Source organism: Amycolatopsis sp. NPDC059235 (assembly GCF_042754125.1).
GTDB lineage: Bacteria > Actinomycetota > Actinomycetes > Mycobacteriales > Pseudonocardiaceae > Amycolatopsis > Amycolatopsis albidoflava.
Genome location: NZ_JBHZAG010000133.1, coordinates 1 through 18133 on the forward strand (window position 1 = coordinate 1; position 18133 = coordinate 18133).

Here is an 18133-nt window from a genome sequence, read left to right on the forward strand (position 1 = left end):
ATCGAAACCGAAGCAGCCCGCCGCCTAACAGAAGACCACGACGACTAACCACCCAGGTTCCACAACACCCTCTCAGGGTTCCCCTCACGGACCGCTCAGCTGGTGGCGATGGCCGGGTCGCTGGTCGAGGCTTGACCGGTTTCCGCGTGGCCCGCGAAGCGGCGGACGTACTGGCCGTCGTGATCCGCCTTCACCGTGATGTCGTACCAGCCGTTCGCCACGCCCCACTTCGGCACCGCTCGTGAAGTGCCCGGGGCGAGCGTGTACTGGTAAGCCTCGGTAGGCGCGTAGGCGTCGATGCCGGTGAAGGTGACCGTTCGGGTGCTCGGGTTCGTGAACGTGACTGTCACATAGCCAGCGTCGTGCCGGGCAGTCACCTCGGGGCCCAAGCCGCCGATCGTTCCGGCCTGTTCGCGGAGCCAGCCGTTCGGGCCGAAAACCGAGTACTGGTACCAATCTCCCGCGCCGGTGGGCAGATGCCAGCTGTCGCTGACCGACTTGTGGCCCTCCACGGTGTACGGCCACGGTCCGTCGGAACGCATCTTCGACGTCACGTGGAACCCGGCACCGGCGTCGCCGAAGTTGGTGAAGGTGAAGTACATCCGGCCGTCGCGGGCTTCGGTGTCCGCGGCCAGGTCGTACGGCAGCGCGCGTGCTTTGCGGGTGCCGGGTTCCTGCTTCGGGAGCGAACCGTTCGAGGGCGGCACCGGGTGATAGGTCGGCGGGGTGCTGTGGTCGGCGGGCGGCTGGTAGTCGCCGGTGCCGGGCAGGGACGGGACGCCGCTGTTGGCGCCGGTGAAGTCGAACGCCGACGTGAGGTCGCCGCAGACCGCGCGGCGCCACGGCGAAATGTTCGGGTTGTGCACGCCGAAGCGCTTTTCCACGAACTGGATCAGCGACGTGTGGTCGAAAGTCTGCGAGCAGACCCAGCCGCCGGTGCTCCACGGCGAGACGGCCAGCAGCGGCACGCGCGGGCCGAGCCCGTACGGCATTCCGGTCAGATACGACGCGGCCGCACCGCCTTCGTACCATTCTCCGGCGACGCTCGCCGTCGACTTGCCCCAGTTCGCGTCGCGCGGCGGATACGGCGGGACGACGTGGTCGAAGAAACCGTCGTTCTCGTCGTAAGTGATCAGCAGGACGGTTTTGCTCCACACGTCCGGATTCGACGTGAGCGCGTCGAGGACGCCGGAGACATACCAGGCGCCGTAATTGGCGGGCCACGCCGGATGTTCGCAGTACGCCTCCGGGGCCACGATCCAGGAGACCTGCGGCAGCCGGTTCGCTTTGACGTCCGCGGTGAGGTGGTCGAAGAAACCGTCGCCCGCGGCGGCGTGGGTGCCGGTGCGGGCCTTGTCGTAGAGCGGCGTGCCCTGAGCGGATTTCTGGTACTGGGTCAGGTAAAGCAGCGAGTTGTCGCCGTAATTGCCGATGTAGGCGTCATCGGTCCAGCCCCACTTGTGCTCCTTGTCGAGACCGTTGCCGATGTCCTGGTAGATCTTCCACGAGACCCCGGCCTTTTCCAGGATTTCCGGAAAACTGGTCCAGCCGTAGCCGGATTCTTCATTGCCCAGCACCGGTCCGTTGCCGGAACCGTCATTTCCGGTCCAGCCGGTGTACATGTAGTACCGGTTCGGATCGGTCGAGGACAGCATCGAGCAGTGGTAGCCGTCGCAGATGGTGAACGCGTCGGCGAGCGCGTAGTGGAACGGGATGTCCTTGCGGGTCAGATACGCCATCGTGGTGCGGGTTTTCGCCGGGATCCACTTGTCCCACCGGCCGGTGCTCCACGCGGTGTGCGTGCCGTTCCAGTCGTGGTTGAGGTCCTCGATGAAGGTGAGGCCGAGATTCTCCTCGGCGGGCCGGAACGGCAGGGTTTCGGCGCCGCTCGCGTCGGCCTGGTTCCACACGGATTTCCCGCTCGGCAGGGAAACCGGGCGCGGGTCGCCGAAGCCGCGGACGCCGTTGAGGGTCCCGAAATAATGGTCGAACGACCGGTTTTCCTGCATCAGCACGACCACGTGCTCGACGTCCGCGAGGGTGCCGGAGCGCACGGCTGCCGGCACCGAAGCCGCCCGCGCGATGCTCGCGGGCAAGGCCGTGCCGGCGGCGGTGGCGGCGGCGAGTTGCATGAATCTGCGGCGGCTGACCGATGACATCGATGTCTCCTCGAAAACTCGGGGACAGTTCGCGGACGCGTACGGGAATTTCCCACCGGGGAAAGCCGAACGAATCATTGACGGACCACCGTCGCGCTGTCAACCGCTGACCGGGAGGGCGCCCGTTCGTACTGCGTCACAGCCGGTTCGCTACCCGTTTAACCGTCTTGATCACCGGTGCGGTTTCCACGTGGGTGACCGCGGGGAGCGCGGCGACGCTGGTGGTGAGGTAGCGGTACAGCTCGTGCTGGCTGCCGCACACCGCTGTCGCGTACAGATTGGTGGGGCCGGTGGTCGCGGCGGCGAACGCGACTTCCGGGTGCGCGGCCAGCGCGGCCCCGGCCTCCTCCAGCGCCGCCGGGGCGACCGAAAGCCACAGCAGTGTCCGGATTCCCTTGCCGTGCAACCGCCAATCGAGATCGAGGTCGAAGTACAGCACGTCCCGTTCGCGCAGTTCCGCCATGCGGCGGCGGACGGTCGTGGGGGACCAGCCGGTCTCGGCGGCGAGCTGTTCGAACCCGGCGCGGCCGTCGGCGGCCAGCGCGGCGAGGAGTTCGCGGTCGCCGTCGTCGAGGGTTGCCGGGCCTGGCCGGAGAGGGATCGGCGGCGGGCGCAACCGAGCGACTGTGGCGTCGTCCAGCACGCCGAGCTTGGCGACCAGGCTGTCCGGCCCGCCGTAGAACGCGTGCAGCACCGAATGCGCGGTGACGCCCTCGACCCGTGGCGTGCGGGGAAGTTTGGCCAGCAGCAACGCTTCGCTGTCGGCCTCGTTTTCGGTGCGGACCGTGCAGGTGATTTCGGTGCCGCCGGACGTCAGGCTCACCCAGGCGGTGTCCGGCCGCCGCGCGAGTGCCTCAGCGACCGCCACCGCCGCGGCGGGCGCGCACCGGATGCGCAGGAACCATTGCACCGCACCGGAAGTCTCGTTGACGCCGCCTACGACCCGGACCGCTCCCGTCGACCGGAGCCGGGCGTAGCGGCGCGCGATGGTGCGATCCGACACGCCGAGCGCGTCGGCGATCGTGCTGAACGGGGCCCTCGGATCTATCTGCAGGGCGTGCACCAGCTGGCGGTCGAGGTCGTCGTAGTCGGAATCCACCGGTTGGAGACTACTCAGGTCGGAATCCGCCGCAATCGTGTCGCTTTCTGGCTCGCGGGTCGTCGCCGGGCCGAGAGTCGGTTCCGAACACACCGACCCAGAAGGGGAGAGATCATGACTGTCGAGGTGCTCGTCGTCGGCGCCGGGCCGACCGGGATGACGGCGGCGAACGAACTGCGGCTCGCCGGAGTGTCCTGCGTGCTGGCGGACCGGCTGCCGAAGGCCAGCGAACTGTCCAAGGCAGGCGGGCTGCAGACCCGCACCCAGGAGGCGTTCGACCAGCGCGGCCTGCTCGAACCGCTGCTGGCCACCGGCGACTACCCGGTCACCACAGCGCATTTCGCCGGGAATCTGCTGCCGCTGGTCCGGAGACGGCACCGGTTCCCATGGCGGTCGGTGCCGCAGGTCGTGATCGAGGGGTTCCTGGAGGAACACCTCGCCGCGGAAGGAATCCGCGTCCGCCGGGACCACGAACTGGCCGGGCTGGAGCAGGACGCGGACGGCGTCACCGCGACGTTCGCCGACGGCACCGCGATCCGGTCCCAGTACCTGGTCGCCGCCGACGGCGGGCGCAGCACGGTCCGGAAGCTGCTGGGCGCGGAGTTCTCCGGCCGTCCCGGGACCGAGACCATGGTGGCCGCCGACGTGCGGCTGAGTGCCGAGGTTCCGATGACCACGATCACCCGGGAGGGCTATCGCGCGCAGGTGTTCCCGCTCGGCGTCGACGCCGAAGGCCGCCCGCTCCGCCGTCTGACTTTTGGCGGACCCGGCTGGTCGCGGGAACGGGACATCCCGGTCACCGAGGACGAGATCCGCGCCGGGCTGAAGACAGTCTTCGGCGATCGCGTGGAACTGGTCGAACTTCGTTACGCACGCCGGATTACGAACGCCGCGCTGCAGGCCGCGCAGTATCGGCACGGCCGCGTCTTCCTCGCCGGCGACGCCGCGCATGTGCACCTTCCCTTTGGCGCGCAAGGCATGAACGCCGGAATCCAGGACGCGATGAACCTCGGCTGGAAGCTCGGTGCGGCGGTTCGCGGCACCGAGCCCGAGGGACTGCTGGACAGCTATCACGCGGAACGGCATCCGGTCGGCGCGGCGGTGCTGCGCAACGTCCAGGCGCAGTCGCTGCTCCTGGACGACGGTCCCGATTCGGCCGCGGTCCGGTCGTTGTTCACGGAGCTGGTGCGCTTGCCCGAGGTCCAGTACCTGCTGGACGACATGTTGTCCGGCATGGGTTTCCGTTATGCGATTCCGGGCAGCGAGGACCATCCGCTGGTCGGGTTGCCCGCGCACGATCTCGGTGCGGAACTGCGGGCCGGACGCGGCGTTCTCGTGGATCCCGAAGGACAGTTCCGCGATCTCGCGACACGGTGGGCGGATCGGGTGCACCGCGTTGAGACGGGTGCCGAGGCGAAGCTGGTCCGGCCGGACGGATATGTGGCGTGGGCTGGTGATCCGGACGGGCTAGAGCCCGCGCTTCGCCGCTGGTTCGGCGCGCCGGTGAGCTAGCGTGGCCGTCGTGCAGACCTGGCTGACCGACACCCGGACTTCGTACGACACCGTCGCCGACAGCTATGCCGACCGGTTGCGCGACTCGATCGCCAGAAGTCCTTCGCTGCGCATGACCTTGGGCTTGTTCGCCTCGCTGGTGCACGGAACCGGCCCGGTCGCCGACGTCGGCTGCGGCACCGGGCACGTCACCGCGCACCTGAAAAGCCTTGGTCTCGACGCGTTCGGACTGGACCTTTCTCCCGGCATGATCGAGGTGGCCCGGCGGGATCACCCGGGGCTGCGGTTCGCGGTCGGTTCGATGACCGCGCTCCCGCTGCCCGACGCTTCGGCGGCCGGGGTGCTGTCGTGGTGGGCCCTGATCCACGTCCCGGACGAGGAGGTGCCCACGGCGATCGCGGAGTTCTATCGGGTGCTGAAGCCCGGGGCGCCGGTCGCGATCGGCTTCCACGTCGGCGACGTCGCCCGGTTGAAGACACAGGGTTACGGCGGGCATGCGATGCAGCTGTACGTCCACCGTCGGCAGCCCGTGCAGGTGTCGGAGTGGTTGCGCGGGGCCGGGTTCACGGTCGAGGCGGAATGGGTGGAAGAGCTGGACAGCGAGGTGCCGCAAGCGGTGGTCTACGCTCGCCGTCCGGCCTGAGAGGGTCAGCCGAGGTCCAGCTTCGCCAGCCGCGGCAGGACGCCGTCGCGCCAGCCGGGGCCCATCCGCTCGCACGCGTCCGCCTGGCGTTTGTCGTCCAGGTCGAAGCCGGAGTGGTTCAGCAGGAGCCGGGTGCCCTGGCCCTCGGCGACAAGCGTCCAGGTGAGGGTCCAGTCGCCGTTGAAGGTGTAGACGAACTTCGACGGCGGCTCGGATTCGATGACGCGGCAAGGGATCGAGCCGAAGCCGGGCATTTCCAGCCGGAACTCGCGGCCGACGTCCGGGCCGATGTCGCCGGGCGCCCACCACTTCGCGTGCAGTTCGGGATCGGTGAGCGCGCGCCAGACCTTTTCCGGGGCTGCGGCGATGAACTGATCGACCGAGATGCTGCCGATGCGGGCGTACGTCACGGGGTTTCCTCCTCGTTTTCCAGCAGGTCGGCCATGCTGCGCAAACGGCTGCGCCAGAACCGCTCGAACGGGTGCAGCCATTCGCCGACCTGCTCCAGCGGGTCGCTCTCCAGGTGGTAAAAACGTTGCCGCCCTACGGCTTCGTCGCGGACCAAAGCGGCGTCCCGCAGCACCTTGAGGTGCTCGGCCACCGCCGGACGGCTCAGCTCGAACCGCGCCGCGAGGTCGCCCGCCGTGTGCGGGCCGTCCGCCAGGATCTCGAGCAGCCGCCGGCGGACGGGGCTGGCGAGAGCGAGGAAGACGTCGTCGGGCATGACGCTACGTTACGTCGGAAGTTTCCGACATGTCAACCGGCGAGACTGCGGCCGGTGATCGGTATCGTCCGCTGACCTGGGGATGTCCACCCGGTATGAAGCTTATGTCGAATTGCTGAGTTCGGAGACTGGCGGCCGCGGTTGTCCTCGCCGCGATGACCGTGGCGGCCGGGGTCGTCGCTCCGGCTTTCGCGACTGCGGCTCAGCGATCTACCTGGCCGCGCAACGACAGGGAGACGTTGCTGAGGGAGTCCGGTACGAGGCCTACGCGGACACCGTCGGCTCGACGTCGTACTTCCTTGAAACCGCGATTTATGTTGCACACCAGCGGGATCTGGACTCGCTCGACGCCCAACAGTCAGGTCCAGGCGGCTGCTCGCCGGGCGATGGACAGTCAGTCTCCGGCTGAGTGGCGGGCATTTCTGGAGACGGGGATTTTCGTGGCTCAGGCTGCGGACAAGTCCTGAATCCGGGTGCCTCGTGAGCGGCGATTCCGGGATCGTCGCTCACGAGGCGCAACCACTCGCCAGCTGCCGCGTCTTGATGTTGTAACGCCAACTGCCGAAGGGATTGATCATGCTGCTCCGCCAGTTGGCCGTCCTGGCCCCAGCCGCCGCCCTGGCCGCTGTTGCGGCAGCGACCCCGGCGTCTGCCGTGATCGGCGGTTCGGTCTCCGGCTACGGCCCGTGGGCGGTGCGGATGCTGGTCGACGGCAAGCCCGAGTGCACCGCCACCGCGATCAGCCGCGAATGGATCATCGGCGCCGATCATTGCTTCGCCGAGGCCGCCGAGCCCATCGCGGACTCCCGGATCGAGTTCCGCGTCGGCAATCTCGACCAGCGGCTCGGCGCCGTCGTCCGGCCGGTGCCGGGCAGCCGGAACAACCACACGCTGGCCGACCTCATGCTGATCAAGGTCACCCCGATGGACATCACCCCGGCGAAGCTGCCGACCGCGGGACCGGTGCGGCCGGGCGAGACGGTTCGCCAGCTCGGTTGGGGCGCGACCTGCACCGGAGACGAGAACAGCTGCCAGTCCGACGTGCTCAAGCAGGTGGACGCGAAGGTCATCGACCCCGACGACCAGCGCTGCGAGGGCATGACCATCTCCGGCGGCACCGATTTCTGCGCGCTGACCACGGACGGCGTCACGGCGGGCGGCGACTCCGGCGGTCCGGTCATGTCCACCACGGATCGCGACACGATCGTGGGAGTCACCAGCAAATCCGACCGCAGCAGCGTCGCGGCCGACGGCGATGTGTTCGGTCAGCTGGAGTGGATCAAGAAGACCATCAAGGGCTGAGAACGGCCTTCCGCAGGGCGCGCACGGCTTCGTCGCGCGCGCCGGTGAGGGCGGGGGAATCCGTGGCGTGCGGGGCGCGAAGCGGGACATTGCGCGGCAGCCGCGCGAAACGGGCCGACACTGCGTCGAGCACGGCGGGGCCCCAGGGTCCGCCCAGGATGATGAGTTCCGGGTCGGACACCGTCACCAAAGCGAGGAGTACGCCGCAGATCGCCTCGGCGAGGGTGTCGAGGACGTCGTCGGATTTGATCGCGCACAACAGGGCGTCGACGTCGATTGTGGTCGAATCCGGTTGGCGCACCCCGAGATCCGCGAAGACGTCGATGAACGAGAGCGCCTGACCGTCCGCGCCGCGGGTGAGGACGTGCGCGATTTCCCCGGCGAAACCGGCGTGTCCGCGCCGCACTTCGCCGTCGGCGACCACCGCGCAGCCCAGCCCTTCGCCGAGGAAGAGGTAGGCGAAATCGTCGGCGGCCTGTTCGGTGCGGGCGGCCCAGTTCACGTCGTTGTCGACGGTGACCGGGCCGGCGACGAGCGGCGCGAGGATGTCGGCGGGGGAGAGTTCCCCGAGCAGGAAAGGGGAATCGGGCAGGTGGACCAGTTTCCCGGTGGCGCGGTCGACGGGATCGGCGGCGCTGACGACCGCGAGCCGGAGCGGTCCGGCGTCGTCGGCGACCTGAGTCGCGGCCTTGCGCAATGCCTGAGCGACCTTCCGCGGACGCACCGGGCGGCCGAGGTCTTCGACGTGCCGGGCGAGCACGTCGCCGAAAACGTCGACGGCTTCGGCGACCGCGCCCTCGTGGGCGATGCTCACGACCAAAGCCGTGCCGAGATCGTCGGCCAGTGCGTAATAGGTGCCGACGCGGCCGCGGCCGGTGGTGCGCTCGCCGGTGTCGCGCAGCAGCCCGGCCTCGGCGAGCCGGGCGACGCTGTCGCCGACGGCGGGCTTGGAAATGCCGGTGTGAGCGGCGATTTGCGCGCGCGTGAGCTGGCGCTGCGCGAGCAGTGCCCGCAGGACGTGCTCGTCGGTCAGCGACCGGAGCAGGTCGAGGGAGGGCTTGGCCGGGGTCACCGGCGGGAGTGTAGCCGATTTAGTCAGGAGTGTTGCCTGAATCGGCGCGGGCGCCCTACCGTCGGTTCAGTAAGGAGCCCTTCCTGAATGGAGCGAGCGCTATGCAGCTTCCCCCGTTGCCGCACTGGGAGACGACGCCGGACGACCTTCCGGCCGCGATTCGCGAGGTCAAAGCCGCGCTGCGGGCGCGGATCGAGGCGTCCGGGCGCACTGTGGAAGAGGTTTTCGCGGTGATCGAGGCGCGCGTCGCCGCCGCGGTCGAGGAGATCGAGGCGGCGAAGGCACGCGGCGAGGCGATCTGGCCGGAGCTGGACTACGCCGACATCGAGGCGGGCAGGGTCTCCGAGGAAGACTTGGCTCGGCTGAGGCGGCGCGGCTGCCTGGTGGTGCGCGGTCATTTCCCGCGCGAGCAGGCGCTGGACTGGGACGCGGGGATCGTCGGCTACCTCGAGGGCAACCGGTTCTCCGAGAGCTACCGCGGCCCCGGCGACAATTTCTTCGGCAGCCTCGTCTCGAAGGCGGGGATCTACCCGATCTACTGGTCGCCGACGCAAATGGAAGCACGGCAAAGCGACCGGATGGCGCGCGTGCAGGCGTTCCTCAACGCGCGGTGGCGCTCGGAATCCGACGGCGTCCGCTGGTTCGACCCCGGCCGGGATTCGCTGTACCCGGACCGCATCCGCCGCCGTCCGCCGGGCGCGGATTCCGGCGGTCTTCGTCCCCATCTCGACCCGGGCACGCTGGACCTTTGGATGACCGAGGCGTACCAGCGGGCGTTCCGGCATCTGTTCGACGGCACCGTCGAGTCCTACGACCCGTGGGACGCCGCGCATCGCACGGCCGGGCCGCAGTTCGAGGGCTCGACGATGTGCTCGGCGTTCCGCACCTTCCAGGGCTGGACCGCGCTGTCCGACATGGAGCACGACCAGGGCGTGCTGCACGCGGTGCCGATCCCGGAGGCGATGGGCTACCTGATGCTGCGGCCGCTGCTGGCCGACGTGCCCGAGGACGACATGTGCGGCGTCACGGTGAACAAGATGTACGCGGCCAGCGAGAAATGGCATTCCTTGCTGCTGCGGGCTTCCAGCGGCATCCCGGACGTGCGGGCGGGCGATTCCGTGTGGTGGCACTGCGATCTGGTCCACAGCGTCGCTCCGGTGGAGAATCAGCGGGGCTGGGGCAACGTCATGTACATCCCGGCCGCGCCGTGGTGCCCGCGCAACGAGGCGTACGCCGGGTCGGTGCGCGAGGCGTTCGAGTCCGGGTCCAGTCCGTCGGACTTCCCGGCCGAGCATTACGAGCGCTCCTGGCCGGACCGGTTCGCGCCAGGGCAGCTGAACGCGACCGGGCGGCGCGGGCTCGGGATCGGCTGACAGTGGTCTAGTCCATTCGGGGCAGCGGGGCGGGCGGGTCCGGTACTGCGAGGTAAAGCTGTTGGTACGCACGGGAACTCCCGCCTGCCGCGGCGGGGCGGTGCGTGCCAGTGTCGGGGACGGCGGTCGCAGCGGCTGCCGGAGCCGAACATCGGAGGCATCATGGACGTTCAGGACAAGCAGGTTCGCGAACTGCCCGAATACACGCCGCCCGCGCTGGTCGAGGTCGGCGAGTTCAGCGACGACACCCTCGGCTTCGGGGGCTACCTGTCGGACACGATGGGCTTCTTCGCCTCCTGAGCCGGGACCGCAGCCGATGAGCAGGCCGGGATTCGTGGTGCTGCCGGATCTCCCCGCCGCGGCGGGGATCCGGCGGCCGTGGCCGGGCGCGCAGGTGCACGCCCACGCGTCCGGGCGGCCGTGGCTCGTCGGCCGATGGCGTCGCGCCGAGGTGGCGGTGGGGACAGCCGGGCCGGTGCGGCTGGCGGTGATCGGGCATTCCCCGGTCACCGCCGTCCGGCTCGGCGAGTTCGCGGCGCGGGTGTCGTCGCTGTCGGACGTCGACCGGGTTGCCGCCGCGCTGACCGGGTCGTTCCATCTGGTGGCCACTGTGGACGGTGCGGTGCGGGTCCAAGGAACCGCAACGGGATTGCGGCGGGTGTTCTATTGCCGGACGGACGGCGTGCCGGTCGCCGCGGATCGCGCTGATCTGGTCGCCGATCTGCTTGAGTCCTCAGTGGACGAGGAAGTGCTTGCCGCACGAGTGGCGTGCGGGCTGCAGCTTCCGCCGCCGTTGAACGAACGACCGTTGTATGCCAAGGTTTCCGCTGTTCCGCCGGGCGACTGTCTGGTATGGACGGACGGACGAGCACAGGTGAAGCCGTGGTGGCGGCTGCCAGCCGCTCGCGAGTCGCTGGCCCGCGGCGCGGAGGGAGTGCGGACCGCGCTGGCCGAGACTGTCCACTCGGGACAAGTGTCCGCTGACCTGTCCGGCGGCCTGGATTCGACCTCGCTGTGTTTCCTTGCCGCCCGGGAGAATCCGGAGTTGCTGACCTTCCGCTGGGCCGAGGCGGAGGCGGGCAACGACGACGCGGAGTTCGCCGCCCGGTCCATCGCCGCGCTGGACCGGGCCGAGCACCTGATCGTCCCGCAGCACGAACTGCCCGCCGTCTTCGCCGATCCGGACCGGCCGGTCGACGCCGACGAACCGTACGCGTTCACCCGGTCCGCGGCCAGGATCCGGTACAGCGCCGAAACCCTGGCCGCACGCGGGTCCGAACTGCACCTGGCCGGGCACGGCGGGGACGAGTTGTTCAGCCCGCTGCCCGGGTACCTGCACCAGCTGCTGCGGCGTCGGCCGGTTACCGCGTTGAGTCACGTCCGGGCGCACGCCGCGCTCCGACGCTGGCCGCTCTTCGGGACGATGGCGGGACTTCTCCGGCCGGGCACCGCGGCTGGCTGGTGGCGACAGCAGGCCGAGCACCTCTCGGATCCGGTCAGCTCGGCACGCCGTCCGGTGCTCGGCTGGGGTGTCGCACCGCTGCGAGCCCAGCCGTGGGTCACCGCCGACGGCCTCGACCTGGCCCGGAAAGCCTTGCACCGCACCGCGAACGACGCCCAGCCGCTCGGTCGCGATCCGGGCGAACATCAAGCGATGCTCGTCCTGCGCTCCGCGGCCGCGCAGTACCGCTTGACAGCCGGGCTCTACGCCGACGCCGGGGTCGAGCTGCGGCTGCCGTTCTTCGACGACCGGGTGGTGGAAGCCGTCCTACGCGTCCGGCGACATGAACACGCGGACGCACGCCGCTACAAACCGTTGCTGGCCGAGGCGATGCGGGGGATCGTGCCGGACGTCGTGCTCGGCCGGGCCACGAAGGGCGAGTTCGGCGCCGACATCCGGGAAGGCCTGCGCCGCAACCAGACCGCGATCCTGCGCCTGTTCGAGGATTCCGCACTGGCCGCGCGCGGGCTTCTCGACCTGGACCGGCTGAGGGCCGCGGTCCGTTCGCCGCAGCGGGATTACCGCGTGGTCGCCGCGCTGGAACCGCTCATCGGATGTGAGAGGTGGCTGCGCGCCGCCGACCGCCCAGCCCCGAGGAGGCTCGATGCGCTTGCACCCTGACGTCACCACGACAGACACCCCGGACGGCACCGTTCTGCTGCACCTGACGACCGGCCGGTACTGGCAGCTCAACGCCACTGGAAGCGCTGTGCTGCAAGGGCTTCTCGACGGCAGCGACCCGGAAGGCATCGCCTCGGAACTGGCCTCGCTGCACGGGGTCGACGAGGCCGTGACGCGGAAGGACGTGACGGCGGTGCTCGATCAGTTGCAGTCCGCCGGGTTGGTGACGGCATGACCGCCCCGGTCGCGCTCGCGGCGCGTGTCCGCCTGCCGCTGCACCGGCGTCCGTTGCCCGTGCTCGCCGTCGCACTGGCCCGCCCGATGGCCCGGCTCCGTCCGGCGAAGCTGCGCCGGGTCCTGGAATTCGCCCGCCGGGGCGCACGGCCGGCCACCGCCGACGAAGCCCTAGCTGCTCGGACAAACGTCGTCTCGGTGAGCCTTCGTTGTGCTGGACAAGGCTGTCTCCAACGCTCGATCGCCGCCGCGCTCTTGTGCCGCCTCCGGGGTTCTTGGCCGACCTGGTGCACCGGAGTGCGGACGAGCCCGTTCGCCGCGCACGCATGGATCGAAGCGGACGGCCGCGCGGTGGGAGAGCCGTATCCGGACGGCCACTACGCGCCGATGCTGTCCGTCCCGCCTGCGGCGAGGGTGATGTCCACAAAGGCCTGAGTCGCGGCGGCAATCGGCCCGGACCGATGGATCAACCACTGCGGGAGCGTCTCCGGCGGCGCGAACCGGAGCACCTCGGCACCGGCTCGGCGGGCCAGGTCCGCCCAGCCGTCCGGCATCAGGCTCGCGCCGATCCCGCGCAGCACCATCGGCAGCACGACGCTCCGGTCACCTACGTCGGCCGCGATCGACAGTTCCGGAACGCTCGCCGCCAGCCGGTCGAAGAACCCGCGCACCGCCGTCGGCGACGTGGTGACGACGAACTGCATGCCGCTGAGTTCAGCCCGCTCGACGACCCCGTCCGAACCGATCTCCGTGCCCGGCGGGGCGACCAGCAGCAGCTCCTCGTCCCGCAGGTGATGCGCGACCAGACCCGGCCCGACCGGGCGCTCCGCACTCCCGCACACGCCGGCCTCGCAGCGCCCCTGCACCACCATCGCGACCACCTCGGCCGCCGACAACGCCGCCGACGTGCTCACCAAAACGCCCGGATACCGCGTGCGCATCTCGGCGATGATGCTGATCACCGGCTCCAGCGCGGACGACGACGTGGCCGCGACGTCGATCCGCCCGGCCGGTCCGTCGCCCGCCATCCGCGCGGCGGCGCGCAGGGCGTCGAGGTCGCGCAGCACGAGGCGGGCGCGTCCGGCCAGCAGTTCGCCGGCGTTCGACAGCACCGCGTTGCGCCCGACCCGGTGGAACAGTTCGACGCCCAGGTCCTGTTCCAGCTTCGAAATCGCCCGCGACAACGACGGCTGCGCCACCCGCAAAGCCCGCGCCGCGTGCGTGAACCCGCCGTGCTCGGCGATCGCGACGAAGTACTCCAGCTGACGGCGTTCCATAGCAATACGCTATCGGATTGGTGTCTCAGATGTCTTTGACGTACCGCCAGCCCGCGCGCGACGATAAGGCCATGGTCCAGACGCGCCCGACGTTGCAGGGCACCTTCGGCATGGTGTCGTCCACCCACTGGCTCGCCTCGGCGGCCGCGATGGCGGTCCTCGAGGACGGCGGCAACGCCTACGACGCCGCGGTCGCGGGCGCGTTCGTGCTGCACGTCGTCGAGCCGCACCTCAACGGTCCCGGCGGCGAGGTGCCGATGATCCTCGCCCCGGCGGGCGGCGCGCCGAAGGTGCTGTGTGGGCAGGGACCCGCGCCGGCCGGCGCGACGATCGAGCACTACACCTCGCTCGGCCTCGACCTCGTTCCCGGAACCGGCCCGCTCGCCGCCGCGGTGCCCGGCGCGGTCGAGGCGTGGCTGCTCCTGCTGCACGACCACGGTACGAAGTCGCTGCGCGAAGTCCTCAAGTACGCCATCACCTACGCGGCGGACGGCCATCCGGCGGTCGAACGCGTCGGCGCGACGGTGGAGACCGTCCGCGAGCTGTTCGAGAACGAATGGACGACGTCGGCCGAGCTGTACTTGCCCGGCGGGGTCGCGCCGAAACCCGGTGGGCTGCTGAAGAATCCCGCGCTCGCCGAGACCTGGCGCCGGCTGATCGCGGAAGCGGAGGCGGCCGGGAGCGATCGGGAAGCGCAGATCGAGGCGGCGCGGAAGGCGTGGCGCGAGGGATTTGTCGCCGAAGCACTCGCCGCCTTCGCCGCGAAACCGGCGATGGACTCCTCCGGCGAACGGCACGCGGGCACGCTCACCGCCGATGACCTCGCCGCGTTCCGGCCCGCCTACGAGGATCCGGTCACCCACACCTGGAACGGCTGGACCGTCGCGAAAGTCGGCCTGTGGAGCCAAGGTCCGGCGTTTCTGCAGCAGCTCGCGCTCCTGCCGGACGAGCTGGAGTACGCGACGCCGGAGTACTACCACCGGCTCATCGAGGGCACGAAGCTCGCGATGGCCGACCGCGAAGCCTGGTACGGCGACAGCACGGAAGTGCCCATCGAGGCGCTGCTTTCGCCGGAGTACACCGAGATCCGGCGCAAGCTGATCGGTGAGCGGGCGTCGTTCGACCTGCGCCCAGGCAGCCCGGAAGGCCGTGAGCCCCGGTTGAGCCGCCACGCGCGGTACGTCGCGGACGGCGGGGTCACCGCGTCGGCGATCGGGGCGGGGGAGCCGACCGTCGCGAAGGACGGGCTGACCCGCGGCGACACCTGCCACCTCGACGTCGTCGACCGCTGGGGCAACATGATCGCCGCGACGCCGAGCGGCGGCTGGCTGCAGTCCAACCCGGTGGTGCCGGAGCTGGGCTTCCCGCTGGGCACCCGGCTGCAGATGGCGTGGCTCGACCCGGGCCTGCCGAACTCGCTCGCGCCGGGCAAACGGCCGCGCACCACGCTTTCGCCGTCGCTCGCGCTGCGCGACGGCGTGCCGGTGATGGCGTTCGGCACGCCCGGCGGCGACCAGCAGGACCAGTGGAACTTCCACTTCTTCCTCGGCACGGCCCTGCGCGAGAAGGTCCGCGGCGGGCTCGACCTGCAGGGCGCGATCGACGCGCCGAACTGGCACACCGACAGCTTCCCGAGTTCGTTCTACCCGCGCGGCATGGCGGCCGGGAGCGTGACGGTGGAATCGCGAATCGGCGCGGACGTCATTGCCGCGCTGGAGAGCCGGGGCCACGACGTGACGGTGGGGGAGCCGTGGTCGGAGGGCCGGTTGTGCGCGGTGGCGAAGGATCCTGAGACCGGGGTGCTTTCGGCGGCGGCGAATTCGCGCGGCGAGCAGGGGTACGCCGCCGGGCGATAGGCGGGAATGACAAGCGCTGTCTGGAAACGGACAGCGCTTGTCAGTGCTTTCGGCAGATTTACAACGTTGTATCGCGGTGCCACACTGAGGTCGCTCGGTTTCTTCTTTCCCGTGTCCGGCATCTGACCGAAAGAAGCTGTCGATGTCCTCCTTCGAACGTCCCCGCGCAGTCAGCCGCCGCGACGCCCTGCGCTGGGCGGGCACTGGCGCGGCCGCGGCCGCCGCGCTCTGGTGCGCTCCGGAACTGGTCCAGTCCACCGCCTCGGCGGCTCCGGCGGGCACGCTGAACCCGCTGCGCCCGCCCGCGACGCCGCTGGTCGTGCGTTCGCCGTACCTCTCGACCTGGCAGGCCGCGGACAACCTGCCCGGAACCTGGTCGACGTTCTGGACCGGGCACATCACCGCGCTGTGCGGGATCGCCCGGATCGACGGCGCGGCGTACGTCTTCGCCGGTGCGCCGCAGCTGCCGTCGGGTCCGAGCCTGACGCCGATGTCGCAGAACTCCTTGCAGGTCACCGCGACCCGCTCGATCTACGAATTCTCCGGCGGCGGCGTGACCCTCACCGTCACCTTCTTCTCGCCGGTCGACCCCGGCAACCTCCAGCGGCAGTGCGTGCCGTTCGGCTATGTCACGATCGCCGCCGCGAGCACCGACGGCCGGGCGCATGCCGTTTCGCTGCATTTCGACACGTCCGCCGAGTGGCTGCAATGGGATTCGGGCACGCCGGTCGGCTGGCAGCGGCAGGAATCGGGCGGCATCACGTCGCTGAGCGTCCAGGCCGCTTCGCCGGGCGTGCTGGCCGAGGACGGGCACGACCAGCCGCGCTGGGGTTCGCTCGTGGTCGCGACGCCTTCGTCCGGCGTGACCTGGCAAATCGGGCAGGACACGGTCGTGCGCGCGACGTCGGCGAACGGGGGAGGGCTGCCCGGGACCAGCGATCCCGACCAGCCGCGCGCGATCAGCGACCGCTGGCCAGTCCTCGCGTTCGCCAAAGACCTGGGCGTCGTTGCGGCCGGGGCAGCGGCAGATCCGCTGGTGGTGGCGATCGGGCACGTCCGCACGCCCGCGGTCAGCTACCTCGGCGCGCAGCTGGCACCTTGGTGGACGCATTACTGGTCGTCGTGGCAGGACATGGTCGCCTGGTTCCACGCCGACTACCCGGCCGCGCTGGCCGCCGGGATCGCGCTGGACCAGCGGATCGACAACGAAGCCTCCGCCGCCGGCGGCGAGCACTACGCGGCGATCTGCGCGCTCGCACTGCGCCAAGCGTTCGGCGGCACCGAACTGGTCGACCGGAACGGCTCGCCGTGGGCGTTCCTGAAAGAGATCTCGTCGAGCGGCAATGTGTCCACAGTGGACGTAATCTATCCGGCGCTGCCCGGCTATCTCCATCTCTCGCCGGACTTCGTGCGGCTGCTGCTGGAACCGGTGCTCGACTACGCGGAGCACGGCGGCTGGCCGATGACGTTCTCGGAACACGACATCGGCGCGTCCTATCCGAACGCGGCCGGGCACAACGACGGCAACGAGGAGAGCATGCCGGTCGAGGAATCGGCCAACATGCTGATCATGTCCGCCGCGGTGGCGCAGCGCCTGGACTCCGCGGCGGCGAAGGCTTTCGCCGGCGCGCATTACGGAATCCTGCGGCAATGGGCCGAATACCTGGTGGGCAACACTCTCGACCCGGGCAACCAGAACCAGACCGACGACTTCACCGGCTGGATCGCGCACAGCGCCAACCTCGCGTTGAAGGGCATCATCGGCGTCGGCGCGATGGCCGTTCTCGCCGATGTCGCAGGCAATTCCGCCGATGCGTTGCGGTACCGGTCGATTTCGCGCTCCTACATCAGCCAGTGGACGACGTTGGCCAACGACGGTTCGCACCTGCGGATGGCGTACGACCAGCCCGGCACCTGGAGCCTGAAGTACAACGGTTTCGCGGACCGGCTGCTGGGCCTCGACCTGGTCCCGCTCGGCACTGCCGCGCGGGAAGCCGCTTGGTACCAGTCAAAACGGGGCGCGCACGGCGTCCCGCTGGACCTGCGCCACGACTACACGAAGGCCGATTGGGAACTGTGGACGGCCGCCTGGCTGACCGACCACGCTGACATCCGCGCGACGCTCATCGAAGGCGTCTACAGCTTCGCCAACACCACCGGTTCGCGGGTTCCGTTCTCGGACTGGTACTTCGTCGCCGATGCCCGGCAGTCCGGCTTCCAAGCACGCCCGGTCGCCGCTGGGTACCTCGCTTTGCTGCCGCGTCCGGCCGCCTCGACGACTTCGTGGCGGCGGATCCAGAACCAGCGGTCCGGCAAACTTCTGGCGGTGCAAGACATGTCGCTTTCGGACATTGCCGATGTGACGCAGTGGCAGGACAACGGCACGGTCGATCACGTGTGGACAGTCGTGGACAGCGGCGACGGGACCGTCCGGATCATGAACCGCAACAGCGGGAAGGTGCTGGCGGTGCACGACCAGAGCCTCGACAACGGCGCGCACGTGCAGCAGTTCCAGGACAACGGAACGCCGGATCACCTGTGGCGCATCGTGGACGCGGGCGGCGGGTGGTGGAAGCTGCAGAACGTCCACAGTGGAAAGGTAATGGCAGTCGATCAGCAGTCCACCGCGGACGGTGCACAAGTAACGCAGTGGGACGACAACGGGACGCCGGACCATCTGTGGCGGTTCATCTGATCCTGGCGACGTGCCGTGAGGGGAACCCTGAGGGAGTCAGAGTCCCTCAGGGTTCCCCTCACGGC

General features: G+C 69.8%; 17 protein-coding genes. 11 read left to right on the top strand and 6 right to left on the bottom strand.

Annotated features, from left to right (window positions below; translation table 11 throughout):
* Positions 1-95 precede the first annotated feature (95 nt).
* On the bottom strand, positions 96-2159 hold the full coding sequence (locus ACFXI3_RS43905) for a phosphocholine-specific phospholipase C (RefSeq protein WP_378407884.1): 2064 nt from the start codon (positions 2157-2159) through the stop codon (positions 96-98).
* Between the two features lie 136 nt (positions 2160-2295).
* Entirely contained in the window at positions 2296-3258 is a 963-nt protein-coding gene (locus tag ACFXI3_RS43910) for an Lrp/AsnC family transcriptional regulator (RefSeq protein WP_378407886.1), read from the bottom strand.
* Between the two features lie 114 nt (positions 3259-3372).
* Between ACFXI3_RS43910 and ACFXI3_RS43915 the strand changes: the two genes are divergently transcribed.
* Together ACFXI3_RS43915 and ACFXI3_RS43920 are read left to right on the top strand one after the other, a co-directional pair.
* Positions 3373-4770 carry an FAD-dependent monooxygenase gene (locus ACFXI3_RS43915; protein WP_378407888.1) on the top strand — a complete coding sequence of 466 codons (1398 nt, stop codon included), beginning with the start codon at positions 3373-3375 and terminating at the stop codon, positions 4768-4770.
* 1 nt (position 4771) lies between these two features.
* Complete coding sequence (locus ACFXI3_RS43920) at positions 4772-5413, top strand: class I SAM-dependent methyltransferase (protein WP_344264258.1); 642 nt, start codon at positions 4772-4774, stop codon at positions 5411-5413.
* A 5-nt stretch (positions 5414-5418) separates the two neighbouring features.
* Here the strand turns inward: ACFXI3_RS43920 and ACFXI3_RS43925 are convergent, their stop codons facing one another.
* Both ACFXI3_RS43925 and ACFXI3_RS43930 read right to left on the bottom strand, forming a co-directional pair.
* Entirely contained in the window at positions 5419-5823 is a 405-nt protein-coding gene (locus ACFXI3_RS43925; RefSeq protein WP_344264261.1) for an SRPBCC domain-containing protein, read from the bottom strand.
* Positions 5820-6137 (bottom strand): metalloregulator ArsR/SmtB family transcription factor, encoded by a 318-nt coding sequence (locus tag ACFXI3_RS43930; protein WP_344264264.1) that lies wholly within the window; start codon positions 6135-6137, stop codon positions 5820-5822. The genes ACFXI3_RS43925 and ACFXI3_RS43930 overlap by 4 nt, the downstream gene beginning before the upstream one ends.
* Before the next feature lie 314 nt (positions 6138-6451).
* Here ACFXI3_RS43930 and ACFXI3_RS43935 point away from each other — a divergent pair, with 314 nt between their 5' ends.
* Together ACFXI3_RS43935 and ACFXI3_RS43940 are read left to right on the top strand one after the other, a co-directional pair.
* Positions 6452-6604: a hypothetical protein gene (locus ACFXI3_RS43935; protein ID WP_378407891.1), complete on the top strand. Its 153-nt coding sequence runs from the start codon at positions 6452-6454 to the stop codon at positions 6602-6604.
* Between the two features lie 109 nt (positions 6605-6713).
* Positions 6714-7439: a S1 family peptidase gene (locus ACFXI3_RS43940; protein ID WP_378407893.1), complete on the top strand. Its 726-nt coding sequence runs from the start codon at positions 6714-6716 to the stop codon at positions 7437-7439.
* On the opposite strand, the gene ACFXI3_RS43945 is transcribed toward ACFXI3_RS43940, so the two are convergent.
* Entirely contained in the window at positions 7429-8511 is a 1083-nt protein-coding gene (locus ACFXI3_RS43945; protein ID WP_378407895.1) for an ROK family protein, read from the bottom strand. The genes ACFXI3_RS43940 and ACFXI3_RS43945 overlap by 11 nt on opposite strands.
* 101 nt (positions 8512-8612) lie before the next feature.
* Between ACFXI3_RS43945 and ACFXI3_RS43950 the strand changes: the two genes are divergently transcribed.
* The 5 genes from ACFXI3_RS43950 (at position 8613) to ACFXI3_RS43970 (ending at position 12675) form a co-directional block, all read left to right on the top strand.
* Entirely contained in the window at positions 8613-9884 is a 1272-nt protein-coding gene (locus ACFXI3_RS43950) for a YbiU family protein (protein ID WP_378407897.1), read from the top strand.
* A gap of 162 nt (positions 9885-10046) precedes the next feature.
* Entirely contained in the window at positions 10047-10184 is a 138-nt protein-coding gene (locus ACFXI3_RS43955; protein ID WP_344264276.1) for a lasso RiPP family leader peptide-containing protein, read from the top strand.
* Positions 10185-10200: 16 nt separating this feature from the next.
* Positions 10201-12006, top strand: coding sequence for an asparagine synthase-related protein (locus tag ACFXI3_RS43960; RefSeq protein WP_378407899.1), 1806 nt, complete (start codon positions 10201-10203; stop codon positions 12004-12006).
* Positions 11990-12241 carry a lasso peptide biosynthesis PqqD family chaperone gene (locus tag ACFXI3_RS43965; RefSeq protein ID WP_378407901.1) on the top strand — a complete coding sequence of 84 codons (252 nt, stop codon included), beginning with the start codon at positions 11990-11992 and terminating at the stop codon, positions 12239-12241. Before ACFXI3_RS43960 ends, ACFXI3_RS43965 begins: the two co-directional genes overlap by 17 nt.
* Positions 12238-12675, top strand: coding sequence for a lasso peptide biosynthesis B2 protein (locus ACFXI3_RS43970; protein WP_378407903.1), 438 nt, complete (start codon positions 12238-12240; stop codon positions 12673-12675). Before ACFXI3_RS43965 ends, ACFXI3_RS43970 begins: the two co-directional genes overlap by 4 nt.
* On the opposite strand, the gene ACFXI3_RS43975 is transcribed toward ACFXI3_RS43970, so the two are convergent.
* Positions 12618-13517 (bottom strand): LysR family transcriptional regulator, encoded by a 900-nt coding sequence (locus ACFXI3_RS43975; protein WP_378407905.1) that lies wholly within the window; start codon positions 13515-13517, stop codon positions 12618-12620. The two genes, ACFXI3_RS43970 and ACFXI3_RS43975, sit on opposite strands and share 58 nt — an antisense overlap.
* 71 nt (positions 13518-13588) lie before the next feature.
* Here ACFXI3_RS43975 and ACFXI3_RS43980 point away from each other — a divergent pair, with 71 nt between their 5' ends.
* Complete coding sequence (locus ACFXI3_RS43980; protein WP_378407907.1) at positions 13589-15373, top strand: gamma-glutamyltransferase family protein; 1785 nt, start codon at positions 13589-13591, stop codon at positions 15371-15373.
* A gap of 142 nt (positions 15374-15515) precedes the next feature.
* On the top strand, positions 15516-18068 hold the full coding sequence (locus ACFXI3_RS43985) for a glutaminase domain-containing protein (protein WP_378407909.1): 2553 nt from the start codon (positions 15516-15518) through the stop codon (positions 18066-18068).
* Positions 18069-18133: the final 65 nt, after the last annotated feature.